The sequence below is a fragment of the Roseomonas alba genome (genome assembly GCF_019430885.1).
Taxonomy (GTDB): Bacteria; Pseudomonadota; Alphaproteobacteria; order Acetobacterales; family Acetobacteraceae; genus Neoroseomonas; species Neoroseomonas alba.
The window spans coordinates 90,158-108,113 of record NZ_JAHYBZ010000008.1 but is presented as its reverse complement, the minus strand read 5'-3'; the positions used below and the strand labels follow the sequence as shown (position 1 = coordinate 108,113).

Sequence of the window (17,956 nt, the reverse complement as noted above, 5' to 3'; positions counted from 1 at the left end):
GCCCGTATATCAGGCGGCGTTGGTCGCGCGCAAAGCGGGGCGGGGGGCTGCCGGCTTGTTGATGCGTTCCCGCAGTTCCTTGCCCGGCTTGAAATAGGGGACGGACTTCGCGGTGACGTCCACCGCCTCGCCCGTCCGCGGGTTGCGGCCGGTGCGCGGGTCGCGCGTCTTGGTCGAGAAGGCGCCGAAACCGCGCAGTTCGACCCGGTCCCCTCGTGCCAGGGCGGCGGTGATCTCGGTGAAGATGGTGGCGACGATCAGCTCGACATCCTGCAGCCGCAGGTGCGGGTTCGCACCGGAGAGATGCGCAATCAGCTCGGATTTCGTCATCCCTGGCCTTTCCGTCGCACGCCGTCATGGCCGTGGACGCCTTCGTCGGTTCGCAGGGCCGTGGTGGCCCCTGCCTCCATCACCGGGCAGGCTGCCAAACGGCGAGGGGGGCGTCAACGCCAAGCCATTCCGACAAAAGGGTTTTCATGATGCTCTCGGTCGCGGAACTGAGCAGTCTCTCGGCCCGGCTGCGCGTTTCGATGTCACGGATGGGCAGGGACTCGGGCACCTGGCGTTCGGCGGCGAGCCAGGCGCGCGCCTCGCGTTCCCCGCCGATCGCGTCGATCAGGCCGGCTTCGAGGGCTTGCCGGCCGGTGAAGACGCGGCCATCGGCGAGCGTCCGCACGCGCTCGGGGTCCATGTGGCGCCCGGCGGCAACGATCGCGACGAATTGTGCGTAGAGATCGCCGATGACGCGGTTGAGCGCGGCGCGGCCTTCCTCGGTGAGCGGGCGGAACAGGCTCGGCTGGTCCTTGAGCGGGCCGGAGGCGATGACCTGGGGCTGGATGCCCAAGCGGTCGAGGAGCTGGGAGATCTCGACCGATTGCAGCAGCACGCCGATCGACCCGGTGACAGTCGATTCCCGTGCGAAGACGCGCTGCGCCGGCATGGCGATCATGTAGCCGGCCGAGGCGGCGGTCGCGCCCATTACGGCGACCACCGGCTTGTGCCGGGCGATGCGCGCCAGGGCGGTGTGCAGCGACTCGCCGCCGGCCATGGTGCCGCCGGGGCTGTCGATGGCGACGAGGACGGCGCGGACGCTGTTGTCGGTCGCGGCGGCGTCGAGGGCTTCGAGGACGCGGCGATCCTCGGTGATGGTGCCGGACACCGGCAGGCGCAGGACGTGCTGCGCACCCGGCAGGGCATCCCGCGCGCCGGAGCCGAAGACCAGCGCCAGCGCGCCGAACAGCGCGAGGATGGCAAGGCCGCGCCACAGGGTGAGACGACCCCGCAGGCGGCGGCGATCGGCGAGGAGGTCAGGCTCGAGCGACATGGCGCAGCAATGGCGCCGCCCCGGCGGGGTTGCAAGGGCTGTCAGGTGATGGCGGCCAGCCTCCAGGGCGGCGGCATGGCGCGCCAGGGCGCGGCGCATTCCAGGGTCAGCAGGGCGCCGTCCAGGGTCTCCGTCCCTGCTTGCGCCGCGATGCGGCGCGCGGCCGCCGTCCAGCGTCCATGGCCGGTCGCCTGATGCAGCCGCAGCAGCGCCAGGCCCCGACCGAGCGGATCATGGGGCCGCTGGGCTGCGATCGCCCGGGCGAGATGGCCCGGCAGCGCGGAGGCGTCATGCGCGAGGGCCCAGAGCCAGACGGACCCGCCGGCCACCTCCGCCAGGCGGGTTTCGAGGTCCGGCGGCGCGGGCAAGGCGCCGGCTTCGGCGAGGGCGAGGGCAGCATGCAAGGTCGCGGCCTCGGCGGGTAATGCGGCCAGTGTCGCCGCCGCCCAATCCCGCAGCGGCGCGGCGTCCAGCCCGCGCAGCGCTGCGCCGTCCAGGATACGGGCGGCGAGAAGCATCGCACCCGGCGTCGGTTCCGCGGCGGCCAGAAAAGCCCGCATCGCCGCGGCTTCCTCCGCCGGGTCGGAGCGCGCGCGGGCCACCTCTGCCGCCACGGCGGAGGCGACCAGCCCCGCACCAGCCTGCGCGGCGTGGAGGTCGGCGAAGGCCAGCATCTCCGCATCCTCCGTCAGCAGCGCGGCGCGCAGGGTCAGCCAGGCGGTGGCCTCGGGTGTCGCATCGGCGGGCAGGACACCGCGCCACAGCGCCGCGATGACAGCGGCCGCGGGCGGCGGCAGGGTGGATCGGGGCGAGCGGCCAGCGGCGCGGAAGGCGCGCGCGAAGGCCGCCATATCGCGGAAGCGCTGCTCCGGCCTGGACGCCATGGCCCGGCGCAGCACGGCCTCTACGCGCGGCCAGGCGGGCACGCCACGGGCGGGGAAGGGCAGTGGCGGGCGGGTCGCGATGCGACCCAGCAGCGCCATCCGATCCGCCGCCGGGCGGATCGGGTGCAGCCCGGCCAGCAGCAGGTAGGCCAGCACCGCGACCGCGTGCTGTTCCGCCGCCGGCGTCGCGGCCGGCGATGCCCGCCCGGCAAAGAGGGCGGCGGCCATCTGCGGGTCGTGGAACTGCGGCAGCCCGGCACGGCGCAGGTCGATGCCGCCCTGATCCGCCGGCCGGGCCTGGCCGAAATCGATCAGGCTGACGCGGCCATCCTCGGTCGCCAGCGCATTGCCGGTGTGGATGTCCCCATGCAGGATGCCCTGCGCATGCAGCCGCGCATAGGCATCCAGCAGGCGCGCGACGAGGCGCGCGAGCCCCGCCCGGTCCCCCGCCGCGCGCAGCCGCTGCGCGGCCACCGAGACCGGCACGCCGGCACACCATTCCATCGCGAACCAGGCGCGGCCGGCCTCGATCCCCTGGGCGACCAGCCCGGGCGTGTCGCCACCGCTCAGCGTGTCGAGAACGCGGGCCTCCTCCGCCAACGCGGCCGCCGCACGGCCGTCGCGGGCGAGCTTGAGCGCCACAGGCGTCCCATCCGGCAGGCGGGCGCGATAGACCTCGGTGTCATCCAAGGCGCGCAGCAGGGCCTCGATCTCCAGCCCGGCAAAGGCCTGGCCGGCGCCGAGACTGGGTGCGGCCGCCCCGGCTTCGGGTGCCTCGGCGGGCACCAGCAGCCGGCCATCCACCAGATCGGCCAGGGCCGGATAGCTGAGGTCGAGGATCGCCAGCGGATCCTGTCCCTCGGCCCGGCTGAAGCGCGCCACGGCCTCGGTCACCAGGCTGGCGGTGCGGAACTCGCCGAGCAGCGCCGCGAGCGCCGCCGGCAGCAGCCGCGCGGTGACGCGGAAGCCCGGGCGGGTCAGCACGACGGCTTCGTCCTCCGCCTCGGGCCCCAGCGTCGCGCGCAGGCGCGGGGCGAGGTCGCGGACGGCCATCAGCCGCGCCTCCGGCGGCAGGATCAACGGCGTGTGTTCGAGGTCTGGCTGGGTCTCGCTCATGACGCGCAGAGCCAGGCGTCAGGGTCGATCCCGGTGGCGGCGAGACCGCGCCGTGCGGCGGTGACGGCCGCCTCGCCCCGGGCCGGGCGTGCGGCGAGGATGGCGGCGGCGATGCGCCGCGTCACCCAGGCGCGCCAGCTCGCGGCTTCCGACCCCGGTGGCGGGTCGATGCCCCAGGACAGCAGGCCGTCCTCGGACAGCGCGGCGGTGAAGGGCACGCCCTGGGCCGGACAGTGGGGCAGCGCCCGCGCGAGGGCGGCGGCGGTCGCGGCGAGCTGACCGCGATCGGCGAAATAGGCGACGATCTTGTCCGGCCGCAGCAGGCCGCCCAGGCCGCGCCCGACCTTGAAGGCACGCACTTCCATCCGATCGAGCACGGTCGCGATCGTCGGAAAGGCCTCGGCCAGCGCCGCCGGCGCCGGGCTGACATAGAGCTTGCAGGCCGCCGGCAGGCCGTTGCCACGGGCGAAGCCGATCCAGCCCGGGTAGGTGGTCGCCTCAAAGGCCGCTTCGAGCCGGATGCGCGCCGGCCCACCGGGGGTCAGGCCGAGCACGGCCATGGCGTCGTCGCCCGGGCCGAAGTCGCGTTCGGCCTCGGGCGTGCGCGGCGCGGTGCCGAAGCGGTAGAGCCAGCGCGCCAGGCGCGCCGGCTCCTCCCCCGGCAGTTCGGCCGCGATCCGCAGCGCCCGGGATGACAGGGCGGCGATGCGGCCCGGCATGGTCAGGTGCCGAGGCTCTTCAGGGCGCCTTCCAGCTCGGCGCGCACCATGGCGACCTCGGCACCCATCGGCGCCTGGGCCTTGGCCGCGCCATCGACGTACTGGACCACCAGCGCGAGCTGCTTGCGCAGCCGGGGCAGTTCGGAGACGCGATGCACCTCCCGCCCGACATGGACCACAGGGGTGATCGGCGTCGGGATGGTCTCCAGCGAGGTGCCGCCGCAATCCGGATTGGGCATGCCGACCGCGCCGCCGCCCATCGCAGCGTAGGCGGCACTGGCGACCACCGCGGCGCCGATCTCGTGGATCGCGGCGCGGATGCCGGGGTCGCCGCCGGGCTCACCGCGGATGAAGGCCCGGCCGATGGCGTCGAAATCCTTCCGCGACTGCAAGGCATCGAGGATTGTCGCCCGCACCGTCTCGATGATGCCGATGTTCACCAGCACGCTGGCGATGGGCGAGATGGGCGACGGTGGCGTCTCGTCATCCGGTCCCGGCAGCCACGTGCCGCCGCGGCTGCCGCCGCCGATGCTGACCGCCAGATCCTTGATGACGAAATCCTGCCGGGCGAGTTGCTTGCGCATGATGCGTCTCCCGCTGGACCGGCGGGTGAGGGAGCCCGCCGGGCTGTGCGACCGGACGCCGGAACAGCCGGGGGTTGCGCGGCCGGCGTGCCGACATCCCCCTCCTTGAGGTCGGAGAATCCCACTCGCCCGGCCGAGGGGCAACGTAAATCGTTTCGATATCGGTGACGCTTGTCACGCCGGCCTGGATGCGCGGCGTTCGGCAGGCAAGAAAAAACCCCCGGGAACCTCGCGGCTCCCGGGGGTCCGTTCCGTCACGCCCGGAGGCGTGGCGGGATCACTCCTCGCCGGCCATCTCGCGGCGGCGGCGGATCGCCGCGCCAAGGATGTCGCCCAGCGACGCGCCGCTGTCGGCAGAGCCGTATTCGCGCATCGCCTCGCGCTCCTCCTCGATCTCCTTGCCCTTGATGGTCAGGGCCAGGCGACGGGCGGCGCGGTCCACGGCGGTGACGCGGGCGTCCACCTTCTCGCCGATCGCGAACTTGTCCGGACGCTGGTCGGCGCGGTCGCGGGCGAGCTCGGCGCGGCGGATGAAGCCGGTCAGCACTTCCTCGACCTTCACCTCGATGCCGTTCGCCTCGACCTTCGTCACCACGCAGGTGACGATGTCGCCCTTGCGGACGCGGTCCAGGACCTCGGCGGCCGGGTCGGCCTCAAGCTGCTTGATGCCGAGGGAGATACGCTCCTTCTCCACATCGACGTCGAGCACCTTCGCCTTGATGACCTGGCCCTTGTTGTAGGCGTTCATCGCGGCCTCGCCGGCCTCTTCCCAGGACAGGTCGGACATGTGGACCATGCCGTCGATGTCCGGGCCGACGCCGATGAACAGGCCGAACTCGGTGATGTTGCGGATCTCGCCCTCGATCACGCTGCCCGGCGGGTGCGCCTCGAGGAACAGCTCCCAGGGGTTGCCCTGGGCCTGCTTCAGGCCGAGCGAGATGCGGCGCTTCGGCTCGTCCACGTCGAGGATCATCACGTCCACCTGCTCGGAGGTCGCGACGATCTTGCCCGGATGGACGTTCTTCTTCGTCCAGGACATCTCGCTCACATGGACGAGGCCCTCGACGCCCGGCTCCAGCTCCACGAAGGCGCCGTAGTCGGTGATGTTGGTGACGCGGCCGGCGAACTTCGCGCCCACCGGGTACTTGAGCGCCACGCCATCCCACGGGTCGGACATCAGCTGCTTCATGCCGAGGCTGATGCGCTGCGTCTCGGAGTTGAAGCGGATGACCTGCACCTTCACCGGCTGGCCGATGGTCAGGGCCTCGCTGGGGTGATTGATGCGGCGCCAGGCGATGTCGGTGACGTGCAGCAGGCCGTCGACGCCGCCCAGGTCCACGAAGGCGCCGTAATCGGTGATGTTCTTCACCACGCCGTCGAGGATCATGCCTTCCTTGAGGCCCTGGATCAGCTCGCTGCGCTGTTCCGCACGGGTCTCTTCAAGCACGGCGCGGCGCGACACGACGATGTTGCCGCGGGCGCGATCCATCTTGAGGATCTGGAAGGGCTGGGGCGAGCCCATGAGCGGGCCGACATCGCGCACCGGGCGGATATCGACCTGGGAGCCCGGAAGGAAGGCCACCGCACCGCCGAGGTCGACGGTGAAGCCGCCCTTCACGCGGCCGAAGATCACGCCATTGACGCGCTGATTGGCCTGGAAGGACTTTTCGAGATTGGTCCAGGCCTCCTCGCGGCGGGCCTTCTCGCGGGACAGGACGATCGAGCCGTCGCGGTCCTCATAGCGCTCGACGAAGAGCTCGATCAGGTCGCCGGGCTTCACCTCGGCCTTCTGGCCGGGGGCGGCGAATTCCTTGAGCGGGACGCGGCCCTCGCTCTTCAGGCCGACATCGACGACCGCGACATCATCATCCACCCGGATGACCTTGCCGGTGACGACCGAGCCGGCGAAGCCGGTGTCGGCACCCAGGGTTTCGTCGAGAAGGGCGGCGAAATCTTCGCTACCCACGCGGTCGGCGGTAATGGTTGCCATGCAGTGATTTGCTTTCCCGGTATCGACCCGCCGGGGAGGCGGGAGATGCGGTCTGCGCGCCCACCTGAAGCGGGTACGACTTGATCCGGCGCGCCTTTCGCGGCTGCGGACACGGATCCCGATGGATGGGCGCGTGACGGTCCGCCCGGTTCCGGCCCCGCGCAAGGCGGAGCTATGCCCTCCCTATATGGGGGGACAGGGGCCGATAGTCTCGGGTCTGGTGCGAGTCAACAGATTGTTGAGCATGCGGTGCGTCATGCTCTCGCTTGCAGGCGGACAGGATCGCCGCCGAGTTCGCGTGTCACCTGAACCGCTTCGCGCATCGTCAGGGCGCGACACAGAGCTTCCATCTCGGGGGTGAAGCGGTAGAGGGGCACGGAAATGCCGATCGACCCGGCGACCCGGCCGCCGGCGTCCAGCACCGGCGCGGCGATGGCGGCGAGGTCGGGATGGCGTTCCGCACGGGTGACGATGGGCAGCGGCGTGCCGGGCGTGTCGAGCGCGATCAGCGCCCGCCCATGGGCGCCATGGCCGAGGGGCAGGACTTCCCCGATCGGGGCATAGGCGCGCACGAGCTGCGGCGCATCGAGCCGGTACAGGCATCGCCGCCGGTCGCCGTCGCGCACGAAGAAGACAGCGCTCTCGGCACTTTCGGACCGCAGGCGTTCCAGGGCGGGCAGGACGTGGTTCTCCAGCCGCAGACTGCGACGGAAGCGTTCGCCCAGCAGCAACAGGGCGGGTCCAAGCAGGTAGCCGCCCGCGGGAAGGCGCTGGATGAAGCCCTGGCCTTCCAGCGTCTGCAGCAGGCGCAGCGCCGTCGTCATGTTCAGCCCGACCCGGCGGGAGATCTCGGCGAGGCCGAGAGGCCCGTCCTCATCCCGGAAGGCGCAGAGCAAGGCGAGGGCTCGGTCCACCGCGCGCACGCCGCCATCGGGGGAAGCGTTGCGCGGTGCCTGGGCGTCGGGGCTGTCGGTCACTTGCCCAGGATAAGGGCATTCCGCCGCGCGCGGTATCCGGATGCGTTTCGGAAGTGCGTTGCGCAGGGTGGAAGTCGCCGATACGGTCCCCGGCCGCTGCCAGCAGGAGGAAATCCGCTTATGTCCAGGCGTTTCGAGGGGAAAGTCGTGATCGTGAGCGGGGCCGGCTCGGTCGGGCCCGGCTGGGGCAATGGGCGCGCCGCGGCGGTGATGTTCGCGCAGGAAGGGGCCGAGGTCTTCGGCGTGGACCGCAACCTGGCCGCGATGGAGGAGACCGCCGCGCGCATCGCCGAGGCCGGCGGTCGCTTCACGCCCTTCGAGGCCGATGCGACCGACCGTGCCTCGGTGCGCGGCATGGTCGAGGCCTGCCACGCGCGCTTCGGCCGCATCGACGTGCTGGTGAACAATGTCGGCGGGTCCGCCGCCGGCGGGCCGGTCGAGATGAGCGAGGAGGTCTGGGACGCCCAGGTCGATTTCAACCTGAAGAGCGTCTTCCTGTCCTGCAAGCACGTGCTGCCGATCATGGAAGCGCAGGGGAAGGGTGCGATCGTGAACATGGCCTCGACCTCCGGCATCCGGTGGACCGGGGCGGCGCAGGTCGCCTATGCGGCCTGCAAGGCGGGGGTGATCCAGTTCGGCAAGGTGGTCGCGGTGCAATATGCGGCGAAGGGCATCCGCGTGAACACGGTGGTGCCGGGGCAGATGCACACGCCGATGGTCGAGGTGCGGCTCGCCGGGCAGCGCGCCGGGGGCGATGTGGAGGCGCTGATCAAGCAGCGCGTCGCGCGCATTCCGATGGGTTTCGCGGGGGATGGGCGGGACACGGCGAACGCCGTGCTGTTCCTGGCGTCGGATGAGGCGCGGTTCATCACCGGGACGGAGCTGGTGGTGGATGGGGGGATGTCCGTGCGCTGCGGGTGATGGATCGGAGGGGGCTATGCCCCCTCCAAACCTCCCCCACCAAAGGCCCGAGGCCTTTGGAAACCGTCACCTGGTGCTGGACGGAGCAGGATTTCAGGGCGTCCGCGCGCGCAACGTGCCTGGCGCCAGGACTTCTCCTGGCGTCGCGCCAACTGGGCCTTCCGCCGTGTTAGCCGACCCTTCGTGCCCGGCACCAAGTTGAGGTGTCCAGAGGCCTTTCGGCCTTTGGCGGGCGCGAAGCGCTGCTTCGCGGTGCGGAGAGGGGCGGCGCCCCTCTCCAATGACTCAAGCCTTCGGCGGCACCGCGATCCCCCCGCCTTCCATCATGATCTTCCGCCGCGGCCCGCCCCGCCGCGTCGCGAGGCCTTCCAGCGCCAGGTACACCACCGGCGTCGTGTAGAGCGTCAGCACCTGCGACACGAGCATGCCCCCGATGATGGTCACGCCGAGCGGCGTCCGCAGCTCGGCCCCCGCGCCGGTCGCCAGCGCCAGCGGCACGGCGCCGAACAGGGCGGCGAGGGTCGTCATCAGGATCGGCCGGAAGCGTTCGCGGCAGGCTTCGAGGATGGCCTGCATGCCGCCTTCGCCGCCCTCGCGTTCATGTTCCAGGGCGAAGTCCACCATCATGATGGCGTTCTTCTTCACGATACCCATCAGCAGGATGACGCCGATCAGCGCGATCAGGGTGAAGGACAGCGTCGTCGCGAGCAGCGCCAGGAGTGCGCCAATTCCCGCCGTGGGCAGGGTGGAGATGATGGTCAGCGGATGGATCAGGCTCTCGTAGAGCACGCCGAGCACGATGTAGATCGCGACGATCGCGGCGAGGATCAGCAGCGGCAGGCCGGACTGGAAGTCACGGAAGCTGCGGGCATTGCCGGCGAACTCGCCGCGGATGGTCGCGGGCATCTGGATGTCGAGCGCGGCCTTGTCGATCGCGGCGGCGGCCTCGCCCAGGGAGACGCCGGGGGCGAGGTTGAAGGTGATGGTCGCGGCGGGGAACAGGCCCTGATGCGTGATCTGGCGCGGCGAGATGCCGCGTTCGAGCCGCGCCACGGCGCCGAGCGGCACCGGCCCGTCGCGGCCGGGGAGGAAGACGCGGTCGAGATTCTCGGGTGACTGCGTCAGCTCCGGGTCGATCTCCATCACCACGCGGTACTGGTTGCGCGGGCGGTAGATGGTCGAGACCTGGCGCTGCGCGAAGGCGTTGTTCAGCGTCGCATCCAGCGCCTGCACCGAGATGCCGAGCCGCGCGGCCGCATCGCGGTCGATGATGAGGCGGGAGACGAGGCCGGTGCGCTGCTGGTCGGAGGAGACGTCCTCGACCTGCGGCACGGTGCGGAGCTGGCGGACGAGTGCCTCGCTCCAGGTGAACAGGTCCTCGACGCTGGGGGAGAGCAGCACGTACTGGTAGGACGCATTGCCCTGCCGCCCGCCGATGACGATGTCCGAGACGGGGCGCATGAAGGTCTGCACGCCGGACACGGCGGAGAGCGGCCCGCGCAGCCGGTTGATGACGTCCATCGCCGTGGTGCCGGGGCGCTGGTCCTGCGGCTTCAGCGAGATCTGCAGCCGCACCGAGGCGGAGCCGCCGAAAAAGCCGCCGCCGCCGACCGAGGCCGAGACGTTCTCCACCGCCGGATCGGCGCGGATCACCTCCATGACCTTCTGCTGGTAGACGGTCATCTGCTGGAAGGAGGTGTCGGGCTGCGCCTGGGCGGCGCCGAAGATCAGCCCGCTGTCCTGGTCGGGGAAGAAGCCCTTGGGCACCACCGTGTAGAGCCAGACGGTCAGCCCGATCAGCCCGATGGTCAGCGTCAGCATGGTCCGCCGCCAGCGCAGCGCGACGGTCAGGGTGCTGATGTAGTGGTCGATCAGCCAGTCCATCCCGGCTTCGAAGGCACGGCCGAAGCGGCCGGGCGGGCGCGGATCGTGGCTGGCGAGATGCGCCGCCAGCATCGGCGTGACGGTCAGGGAGATCAGTGCGGAGATGCCGACCGCAATGGACAGGGTCGCGGCGAATTCCCGCAGCATGCGTCCGACGATGCCGCCCATGAACAGCAGCGGGATGAAGACGGCGATGAGCGAAAGGCTGATCGAGACGACGGTGAAGCCGATCTGCTTCGCGCCTTCCAGCGCGGCTTCCATCGGCTTCAGCCCGCGCTCGGTGTAGCGGGCCATGTTCTCGATCATCACGATGGCGTCGTCGATGACGAAGCCGACCGAAATGGTCAGCGCCATGAGGGTGAAGTTGTTGAGCGAGAACCCCGCCAGCCACATGCAGCCGATGGTGCCGAGCAGGGACAGCGGCACCGCGACGCCGGCGGCGAAGATCGCCGATTTGCGCCGCAGGAAAGCGGCGACGACGAGGACAACCAGCGCGATGCTAATCAGTAGCGTGATCTCGACTTCCTCGACGCTGGCGCGGATCGTCTCGGACCGGTCGCGCATGACGGTGACGTTGATGCCTGCCGGCATCCAGCGTTGCAGGTCGGGCATCAGGGCCCGGATGTCGTCCACCACCTCGAGCACATTGGCGTCGGCCTGCTTGTAGACGGTGACGATGACGGCGGGACGCCCGTTGTAGAGTCCGGCCTGCCGGCGGTCGCGCGCGCCGACCTCGACGCTGGCGACGCCGTCCAGGCGCACGACCGCGCCGCCGGACTGCCGGACGATGATGGCGCCGAATTGTTCGGGCGTGGTCAGGCGGTCGTTGACCGCGATGGTCGCGGCCTGCTCCGGTCCATCGACGATCCCCGTCGCCTGGGTGACGTTGGCGCGGGTGATCGCGGTACGGATCTGGTCGAGCGAGACATTCGCCGCGGCCGCGGCGGCGGGGTCGACCGAAACGCGGATGGCCGGCTGCTCGGCCCCGGACAGGCTGACCTGCGCCGTGCCCGGCACCTGGGCGATGCGGGGGGCTAGGATGCTGTCCGCGGCGTCATAGATCGCGCCCGGGGTGACGGTCTCCGAGGTCAGCGCCAGGATCAGCACCGGCGCATCCGCCGGGTTCAGCTTGCGGAAGGAGGGCGGGGCAGTCAGGCCTGAGGGCAGGTCCGGCCCCGCCGCGTTGATCGCCGCTTGCACGTCCCGCGCGGCCGAGGCGATGGAACGCGACAGGTCGAACTGCACGATGACGTTGGTGCTGCCGAGGCTGGAGGTCGAGGTCATCTCCGTCACGCCCGGGATCTCGCCCAGGCGGCGTTCCAGCGGCGCGGCGACGGAGGACGCCATGATGATCGGATCGGCGCCGGGCTGGCTCGCCGTCACCGCGATGGTCGGGAAATCGACCCGCGGCAAGGGCGCGACCGGCAGGTTGAAATAGGCGGTGATGCCCGCGAGCGCGAGGCCGATGGCCAGCAGCGTCGTGCCGATCGGCCGCGCGATGAAGGGGGCGGAGATCGACATGGCGCTATTCCGCCGGCTGCGTGCGCGCGGTGGGGCGGGCGAAGCGCGCGCGCAGGTCCTCCATCGCCAGGTAGATGACCGGCGTGGTGTAAAGCGTGATGATCTGGCTCAGCATCAGCCCGCCGATGACCGAGATGCCGAGCGGCAGGCGCAGCTCATTGCCAGCGCCATGACCGAGCACCAGCGGCACCGCGCCGAGGATGGCGGCGAGCGTCGTCATCATGATCGGGCGGAAGCGCAGCAGGCAGGCTTCAGTGATCGCCTCGCGCGGGGACAGGCCATGGTCGCGCTGCGCCTCGATCGCGAAGTCGATCATCATGATCGCGTTCTTCTTCACGATGCCCATCAGCAGCACGATGCCGATCAGCCCGACGACGTTGAGGTCGAGCCCGAACAGCCGCAGCGCCAGCAGCGCGCCGATGCCGGCCGAGGGCAGCGTCGAGAGGATGGTGATCGGGTGGATCACGCTCTCGTAGAGCACGCCGAGCACGATGTAGATGACGATGATGGCGGCGAGGATCAGCCAGCCCTGGCCGGCGAGGGACCGCTGGAATTCCGCCGCGTCGCCGCCATAGGTGCCGACCATGGTGTCGGGCATGCCGAGGCTGCGTTCGGCCTGCGCGATGGCGTTCACGGCCGAGCCCAGCGACACGCCGGGGGCGAGGTTGAAGCTGAGTGTCACCGCCGGGAACTGGTCCTGCCGGGTGACCGTCAGGGGCCCCGAGACACGCTCGATGGTGGCGAGCTCGGCGAGCGGCACCTGGGCCGCGGCGGTCACGTTGTTCACCGTGGCGCTGCTGCCGGGCACGCGCAGCCGGCCGATCATCGCCGGGTCGCCGGCCATGGCCGGGTCCACTTCCAGCACCACGCGATACTGGTTGGCCTGGCCGTAGATGGTGCTGATCTGGCGCTGGCCGAAGGCGTCGTAGAGCGTGTCGTCGATCGCCTGCATCGTCACGCCGAGCCGCGCGGCACGCGCGCGATCCACGGTGACGGACAGGCGCAGTCCGTCCTCGCGCTGGTCGGTGGCGACGTCGCGCAGCTCGGGCAGGGCGCGCAGGGCGTCGAGCAGCCGCGGCGCCCAGGTGGCGAGCTCGGTCGCGGAGGAATCCATCACCGTGTACTGGTACTGGGTGCTGGAGGTGCGCGTGCCGATCTGGATGTCCTGCACTGCCTGCGGGTAGGCGACGATGCCGGGAATGGCGGCGAGTCTCGGGGCCAGCCGGTCGATCACCGCCTGGGTGTCGTCTGCGCGTTGGTCGCGCGGGCGAAGCACAACGGTCAGGCGGCCGGTGTTCTGCGCCGGGTTGATGGTGCCGGCCCCGGCGACGGAGGCGACGGCCGCGACTTCAGGGTCTTCCGCGACCACCTCGGCGACACGGCGCTGGAGGTCGGACATGCGCCGGAAGGACACGTCCTGCGGCGCCTCGGTGGTGATGGCGATGATGCCGGTGTCCTGGAGCGGCAGGAACCCTTTCGGCATGGCGATGTAGAGCCAGACCGTGCCGCCCAGCGTCAGCAGGGCGAGCAGCAGCATCAGCCCCTCCCGCCGCAGCGCCCAGGCGAGAGTCACGGCGTAGCCGCGGCGCATTGCTTCGAAGCCGGCCTCGAAGGCACGGTTGATCAGGCCGGGCTTCTCTTCCTCCGCCGGCCGCAGCAGGTAGGCGCACATCATCGGCGTCAGCGTCAGCGACACCACCATCGACACCAGCACCGAGACCGACAGCACGATGGCGAATTCGCGGAACAGCCGCCCGACCACGCCTTCCATGAACAGCAGCGGGATGAAGACGGCGATCAGGGAGACGGTCAGCGAGACGATGGTGAAGCCGATCTGCTTCGCGCCCTCGAAGGCCGCCTGGAGCGGGGGCATGCCCTTCTCGACCAGGCGGACGACGTTCTCGATCATGACGATGGCGTCGTCGACGATGAAGCCGGTCGCGATGACCAGCGCCATCAGCGACAGGTTGTCGATGGTGAAGCCCGCCAGCGCCATGATGCCGAAGGTGCCCATGATGGACAGCGGCAGGGCGATGCCCGGCACGATGGTCGCCCGCAGGGTGCGCAGGAACAGGAAGATCACCAGCACCACCAGCACCACGGCGATGATGAGGGTGAGCTGCACCTCGGTCACCGAGGCGCGGATCATCTCGGTGCGGTCCGACACGACCGACAGATGCGTGCCGGCCGGCAATGCGCGTTCCAGCGTCTGCAACTGGGCGCGCAGCGCGGCGACGGTGGCGACGATGTTCGCCCCCGGCTGGCGCTGGATGTCGAGCAGGATGGCCGGCCTGCCGTTGAACCAGGCGGCGGTGAGCGTGTTCTCCAGATCCTCGACCGCCGCGCCCACGTCGCGCAGGCGCACCGGCGCGGTGCCGCGCCATGCGATGACGATGTTCTCGAAGGAAGCTGGCGTGCTGAGCTGGTCGTTCGCCATGACCGCGGAGGCCTGCTGCGGCCCGTCCACTGATCCCTTCGGGCCCGCGACATTGGCCGCGACGACGGCGCTGCGGACATCCTCCAGCCCCAGCCCATAGGCGGCGAGGCGCTGCGGATCGACCTGCAGCCGCACCGCCGGCCGCATGTTGCCCTGCACCGCGACGCGTCCGACGCCGCCCACCTGCGCGAGGCGCTGCGCCAGCAGCGTGTCCACCACATCCGACAGCCGCGCGACCGGCTGGGTGTCGGAGGTGAGCGCCAGGGTCAGGATCGGCGGATCGGCCGGGTTCACCTTCTGGTAGGTCGGCGGATAGGGCAGGGAGGAGGGCAGCGTCCCGCGCGCCGCGTTGATCGCGGCCTGCACATCCTGCGCCGCGTCGTCGATGTCACGGCCGAGGTTGAATTGCAGCGTGATGCGGCTGACGCCTGGCCCGCTGACCGAGACGACCTCGTTCAGCCCGGAGATCTGCGCGAGCTGCCGTTCCAGCGAGGCGGTGACCAGCACCGCCACCGTGTCGGGCGAGGCGCCGGGAAGCTGCGTCGTCACTTGGATGGTGGGGAAATCGACCTCGGGCAGGGAGGAGACCGGCAGGCGCAGATAGCCATAGATTCCCGCCAGCAGCATCGCCACGGCGAGCAGCGAGGTGGCGATCGGCCGCGCGATGAAGGGGGCCGAGATGCTCATCGCGGCGGCCTAGCGCGGCGCGCCGGGCGGGCCCGCGGCTGGCGGGGTGCCGGCGGGCTGGTCGCCCCCCGGCTGGCCGGGGCTGCCTTGGCCATTGCGGGGCTGGCCGGCCCCTGGCGGGCCGCCCTCGCCGCCCGGACGGCGGCGCCGCGGCTGGTTGGTATTCGCCGGCGGGCGCACCGGCTCGGCCACCTGCACCAGCGCGCCCGGGGTCAGGCGCAGCGCGCCGGAGGTCACGACGCGCTCGCCCGGCCGCAGCCCCCGCTGCACCACCGCCTGCGTTCCGGTGAGGACGCCGAGGGTGACCGGCCGCTGCTCCACGGTGCTGTTCTCCGCGACGACGAAGACATAGGGGCCATCCGGGCCGCGCTGCACGGCGACCAGTGGCACGGCCGTCACGCCATGCAGCACGGCGACCTGCAATTGCACGTTCACGAAGGCGCCGGGCCAGAGGCGCTGGTCCTCGTTCGGGAAGGTCGCCTTCAGCCGGATGGTGCCGGTCGCGGCATCCACTTGGTTGTCGAGGGTGACCAGCGTGCCGACCGGGTTGGGCGGCGGCGTGGCTCCGTCGGCCCGCGGGGTGGTCGGCTCGGGCAGCCGCGCGACGACCGGCACGGGGCCGGCGGCGATCGCCTCCTGCACCTCGGGCAGGGCCTGCTGCGGCAGGGTGAAGGTCACGCTGACCGGGCGGATCTGGGTGATGGTCACGATGCCCGAGGAGCTTGACTGCACCAGATTGCCGACATCGACCTGGCGCAGGCCGATGCGCCCGTCGATCGGCGCACGGATCACCGTGTAGTCGAGCTGCACCTGTGCATTGTCGATCGTCGCCTGGTCGTACTGCACCTGGGCCTCGAGCTGCGCGACCGAGGCGCGCTGCGTGTCCAGCGTCTGCTGGGACGCCCCGTTGATGCGCATGAGCTGCTGGTAGCGCTGGAGGTCGAGGCGCGCATTGGCGAGCTGTGCCTCCCGCTGCGCCTTGGTCGCGACCGCCTGGTCGAGCGTGGCCTGGAAGGCGCGCGGGTCGAGCCGCACCAGCACGTCGCCGGCCTTGACCTCCTGGCCCTCGGTGAAGGCGATCTCGGTGATGCGGCCGGTCACCTGGGGGATGATGGTGATGGTGTTGAAGGCCTGCACCGTGCCCAGCGCATCGAGCACGATCGGCACGTCGGTCACGGCGGCATCGGCCGAGGTCACCGGGATCGCGGGCCGGCCGCGCGGCGGCCCGCCCGCCGGCGCGGTCGCGGTGGTGGCCGCGGGTGGAGGCAGGAAGGGCAGCAGGCCGCGCGTCCAGGCATACCAGCCCCCGCCGGCCAGCAGCAGGACCAGCAGCAGCCACGGCCAGCGGCGCCGGCGCCGCGGCGCACCCTCCTCCGGCGTGCTTTCCAGCGTGCGCGGCGCTTCCGCAGGCTTCGGCGGACGGGGCAGCTCATTCATGATGCGGTCCTCGTCCGGGTCTGGCGCGCGATATCCACCGTCCAGCCACCGCCGAGCGCGATGAACAGCGCCGCGGCCGATTGCAGGCGCGAGGTCTGCGCCTGGGCGAGCGCCGCGCGTGCGGTGAACAGGTTCGACTGGGTGATGAGCAGGGTGAGAAGGTCGATGGTGCCGGCGCGGAACTGCGCATCCGCGACGGCGAAGGCGCGCTGGGCCGCGTCCACGCGGGCGGCCTGCAGCGTGACCGATTCGCGGTCGTTCGCCAGGGCGGACAGGCTCGTCTCGGTGTCCTGCAGGGCGGCGAGGATGGCGCGACGGTAGTTCGCCAGCAGTTCCTCCCGCCGCGCGCGGGTCTGTTCGAGCTGCGCGCGGAGCTGGCCGCCATCGAAGATGGTCTGCGCGATGTTCGCGCCGATGCCGTAGATCGTCGCCCCCGGGCGCAGCAGGGTCTGCAGGGCGATGCTCTGCAATCCGCCCTCCGCGGTCAGGGTGATGGTGGGGAACAGGGCGGCGCGCGCCACGGTGACATCGGCGCTGGCGGCGGCGAGGTTCGCCTCCGCCTGGCGGACATCGGGGCGGCGGGTCAGCACCTCGGCGGGCAGGCCGGCCGCGATCTCGGGCACCCGGATGGTGGCGAGGCGCTGGGCCGCCACCGTCACCTCGGCCGGCATCAGGCCGGATAGGGTGGCGAGGGCGAAGGTGTCGGCCTCGATGGTCCGGCGCAGCGGCGGGACCTGGCCGCGCTGCTGCGCCACCACCGTCTCCTGCTGCGCGACGTCGAGGCCGGTGGCCGTGCCGACCGTCAGGCGTTCCCGCAGGATCAGCAGGGTGCGCTCGGCGGTGCGCAGGTTTTCCTGCTGCACGGCGAGCTGTTCCTGGGCGCCGAGCAGGTCGAACAGCGTCACGGCGACCGAGGATTGCGTCGCCAGGGTGACGGTGCCGATGTCGAATTCCGCGGCCGAGACGCTGTCCTGCGCCGATTGCTGCTGCGCCGCCAGCTTGCCCCAGAAGTCGATCTGGTAGCTGGCGCTGAGCGACCCGCCATATTGCCGCCCCGCATTGGCCGGCGTGCCGGGGGTGGAGGAGGTGCCGCGGGTCCGCGCGACCGAGGCACTGGCATCGACGAAGGGCAGCAACTGGGCCCCGGCGATGCGCAGGGCCGCATCGGCCTGGCGCAGCCGCGCGATCGAGGCCGCCATGTCGAGATTGCCCGCCATGGCGCCGGCCATCAGCCGGTCGAGGTCGGGCGCGCCGAAGGCCTGCCACCAGGCCGGGTCGGGCCCCAGGGCGGGCGCCGCCGCGCCGCCCCCGGCGACGAAGCGGACCGGCGCCGTGAGGCCGGACTCAGCCGGCTCGATCGGCAGGGCGCAGGCGGACAGGGCAAGCATCAGCATGGCGGCGCCAGCAGCGCCGCCCCGGCGGGTCGGTGATGGGAAGGACGATACGGAGCCGGACATCAACCTGAATTGCCACCA

General features: G+C 71.3%; 12 protein-coding genes. 1 reads left to right on the top strand and 11 read right to left on the bottom strand.

The window, feature by feature from the left end; all coding sequences use genetic code 11:
* Positions 1-9: 9 nt before the first annotated feature.
* From ihfB to KPL78_RS21810, 7 genes are all read right to left on the bottom strand, one after another.
* On the bottom strand, positions 10-330 hold the full coding sequence (gene ihfB, locus KPL78_RS21840; RefSeq protein ID WP_219765097.1) for an integration host factor subunit beta: 321 nt from the start codon (positions 328-330) through the stop codon (positions 10-12).
* 79 nt (positions 331-409) lie between these two features.
* Positions 410-1,324 carry a signal peptide peptidase SppA gene (sppA, locus tag KPL78_RS21835; RefSeq protein ID WP_219765096.1) on the bottom strand — a complete coding sequence of 305 codons (915 nt, stop codon included), beginning with the start codon at positions 1,322-1,324 and terminating at the stop codon, positions 410-412.
* 41 nt (positions 1,325-1,365) lie between these two features.
* On the bottom strand, positions 1,366-3,324 hold the full coding sequence (locus tag KPL78_RS21830) for an AarF/UbiB family protein (protein ID WP_219765095.1): 1,959 nt from the start codon (positions 3,322-3,324) through the stop codon (positions 1,366-1,368).
* Positions 3,321-4,043, bottom strand: a complete 723-nt coding sequence (locus tag KPL78_RS21825; protein WP_219765094.1) for a hypothetical protein — start codon at positions 4,041-4,043, stop codon at positions 3,321-3,323. The genes KPL78_RS21830 and KPL78_RS21825 overlap by 4 nt, the downstream gene beginning before the upstream one ends.
* A gap of 2 nt (positions 4,044-4,045) precedes the next feature.
* A complete protein-coding gene (locus KPL78_RS21820; RefSeq protein ID WP_219765093.1) occupies positions 4,046-4,627 on the bottom strand; it encodes a hypothetical protein in 582 nt (193 codons plus the stop codon).
* Positions 4,628-4,904: 277 nt separating this feature from the next.
* A complete protein-coding gene (gene rpsA, locus KPL78_RS21815) occupies positions 4,905-6,617 on the bottom strand; it encodes a 30S ribosomal protein S1 (protein ID WP_219765092.1) in 1,713 nt (570 codons plus the stop codon).
* A gap of 254 nt (positions 6,618-6,871) precedes the next feature.
* Positions 6,872-7,594, bottom strand: a complete 723-nt coding sequence (locus tag KPL78_RS21810) for an IclR family transcriptional regulator (protein WP_219765091.1) — start codon at positions 7,592-7,594, stop codon at positions 6,872-6,874.
* 120 nt (positions 7,595-7,714) lie between these two features.
* On the opposite strand from KPL78_RS21810, the gene KPL78_RS21805 reads away from it, so the two are divergent.
* On the top strand, positions 7,715-8,515 hold the full coding sequence (locus KPL78_RS21805) for an SDR family NAD(P)-dependent oxidoreductase (RefSeq protein ID WP_219765090.1): 801 nt from the start codon (positions 7,715-7,717) through the stop codon (positions 8,513-8,515).
* Between the two features lie 285 nt (positions 8,516-8,800).
* Here the strand turns inward: KPL78_RS21805 and KPL78_RS21800 are convergent, their stop codons facing one another.
* Genes KPL78_RS21800 through KPL78_RS21785 form a run of 4 tightly spaced genes read right to left on the bottom strand, consistent with a single transcriptional unit; the run spans position 8,801 to position 17,875 of the window.
* Entirely contained in the window at positions 8,801-11,920 is a 3,120-nt protein-coding gene (locus KPL78_RS21800; protein ID WP_219765089.1) for an efflux RND transporter permease subunit, read from the bottom strand.
* Between the two features lie 4 nt (positions 11,921-11,924).
* Positions 11,925-15,044 (bottom strand): efflux RND transporter permease subunit, encoded by a 3,120-nt coding sequence (locus tag KPL78_RS21795; RefSeq protein WP_219765088.1) that lies wholly within the window; start codon positions 15,042-15,044, stop codon positions 11,925-11,927.
* A gap of 9 nt (positions 15,045-15,053) precedes the next feature.
* The gene (locus KPL78_RS21790) at positions 15,054-16,481 is read right to left on the bottom strand and encodes an efflux RND transporter periplasmic adaptor subunit (protein WP_219765087.1); all 1,428 of its coding nucleotides are present in this window, start codon (positions 16,479-16,481) and stop codon (positions 15,054-15,056) included.
* The gene (locus KPL78_RS21785; protein WP_255569310.1) at positions 16,478-17,875 is read right to left on the bottom strand and encodes an efflux transporter outer membrane subunit; all 1,398 of its coding nucleotides are present in this window, start codon (positions 17,873-17,875) and stop codon (positions 16,478-16,480) included. Before KPL78_RS21785 ends, KPL78_RS21790 begins: the two co-directional genes overlap by 4 nt.
* Between the last annotated feature and the right edge of the window lie 81 nt (positions 17,876-17,956).

What these genes read in the sequence shown, in the direction of transcription:
- ihfB (WP_219765097.1), bottom strand. Translation starts at nt 330, where the DNA reads ATGACGAAATCCGAGCTGATTGCGCATCTCTCCGGTGCGAACCCGCAC.
- sppA (WP_219765096.1), bottom strand. Translation starts at nt 1,324, where the DNA reads ATGTCGCTCGAGCCTGACCTCCTCGCCGATCGCCGCCGCCTGCGGGGT.
- KPL78_RS21830 (WP_219765095.1), bottom strand. Translation starts at nt 3,324, where the DNA reads ATGAGCGAGACCCAGCCAGACCTCGAACACACGCCGTTGATCCTGCCG.
- KPL78_RS21825 (WP_219765094.1), bottom strand. Translation starts at nt 4,043, where the DNA reads ATGCCGGGCCGCATCGCCGCCCTGTCATCCCGGGCGCTGCGGATCGCG.
- KPL78_RS21820 (WP_219765093.1), bottom strand. Translation starts at nt 4,627, where the DNA reads ATGCGCAAGCAACTCGCCCGGCAGGATTTCGTCATCAAGGATCTGGCG.
- rpsA (WP_219765092.1), bottom strand. Translation starts at nt 6,617, where the DNA reads ATGGCAACCATTACCGCCGACCGCGTGGGTAGCGAAGATTTCGCCGCC.
- KPL78_RS21805 (WP_219765090.1), top strand. Translation starts at nt 7,715, where the DNA reads ATGTCCAGGCGTTTCGAGGGGAAAGTCGTGATCGTGAGCGGGGCCGGC.
- KPL78_RS21800 (WP_219765089.1), bottom strand. Translation starts at nt 11,920, where the DNA reads ATGTCGATCTCCGCCCCCTTCATCGCGCGGCCGATCGGCACGACGCTG.
- KPL78_RS21795 (WP_219765088.1), bottom strand. Translation starts at nt 15,044, where the DNA reads ATGAGCATCTCGGCCCCCTTCATCGCGCGGCCGATCGCCACCTCGCTG.
- KPL78_RS21790 (WP_219765087.1), bottom strand. Translation starts at nt 16,481, where the DNA reads ATGAATGAGCTGCCCCGTCCGCCGAAGCCTGCGGAAGCGCCGCGCACG.
- KPL78_RS21785 (WP_255569310.1), bottom strand. Translation starts at nt 17,875, where the DNA reads ATGCTGATGCTTGCCCTGTCCGCCTGCGCCCTGCCGATCGAGCCGGCT.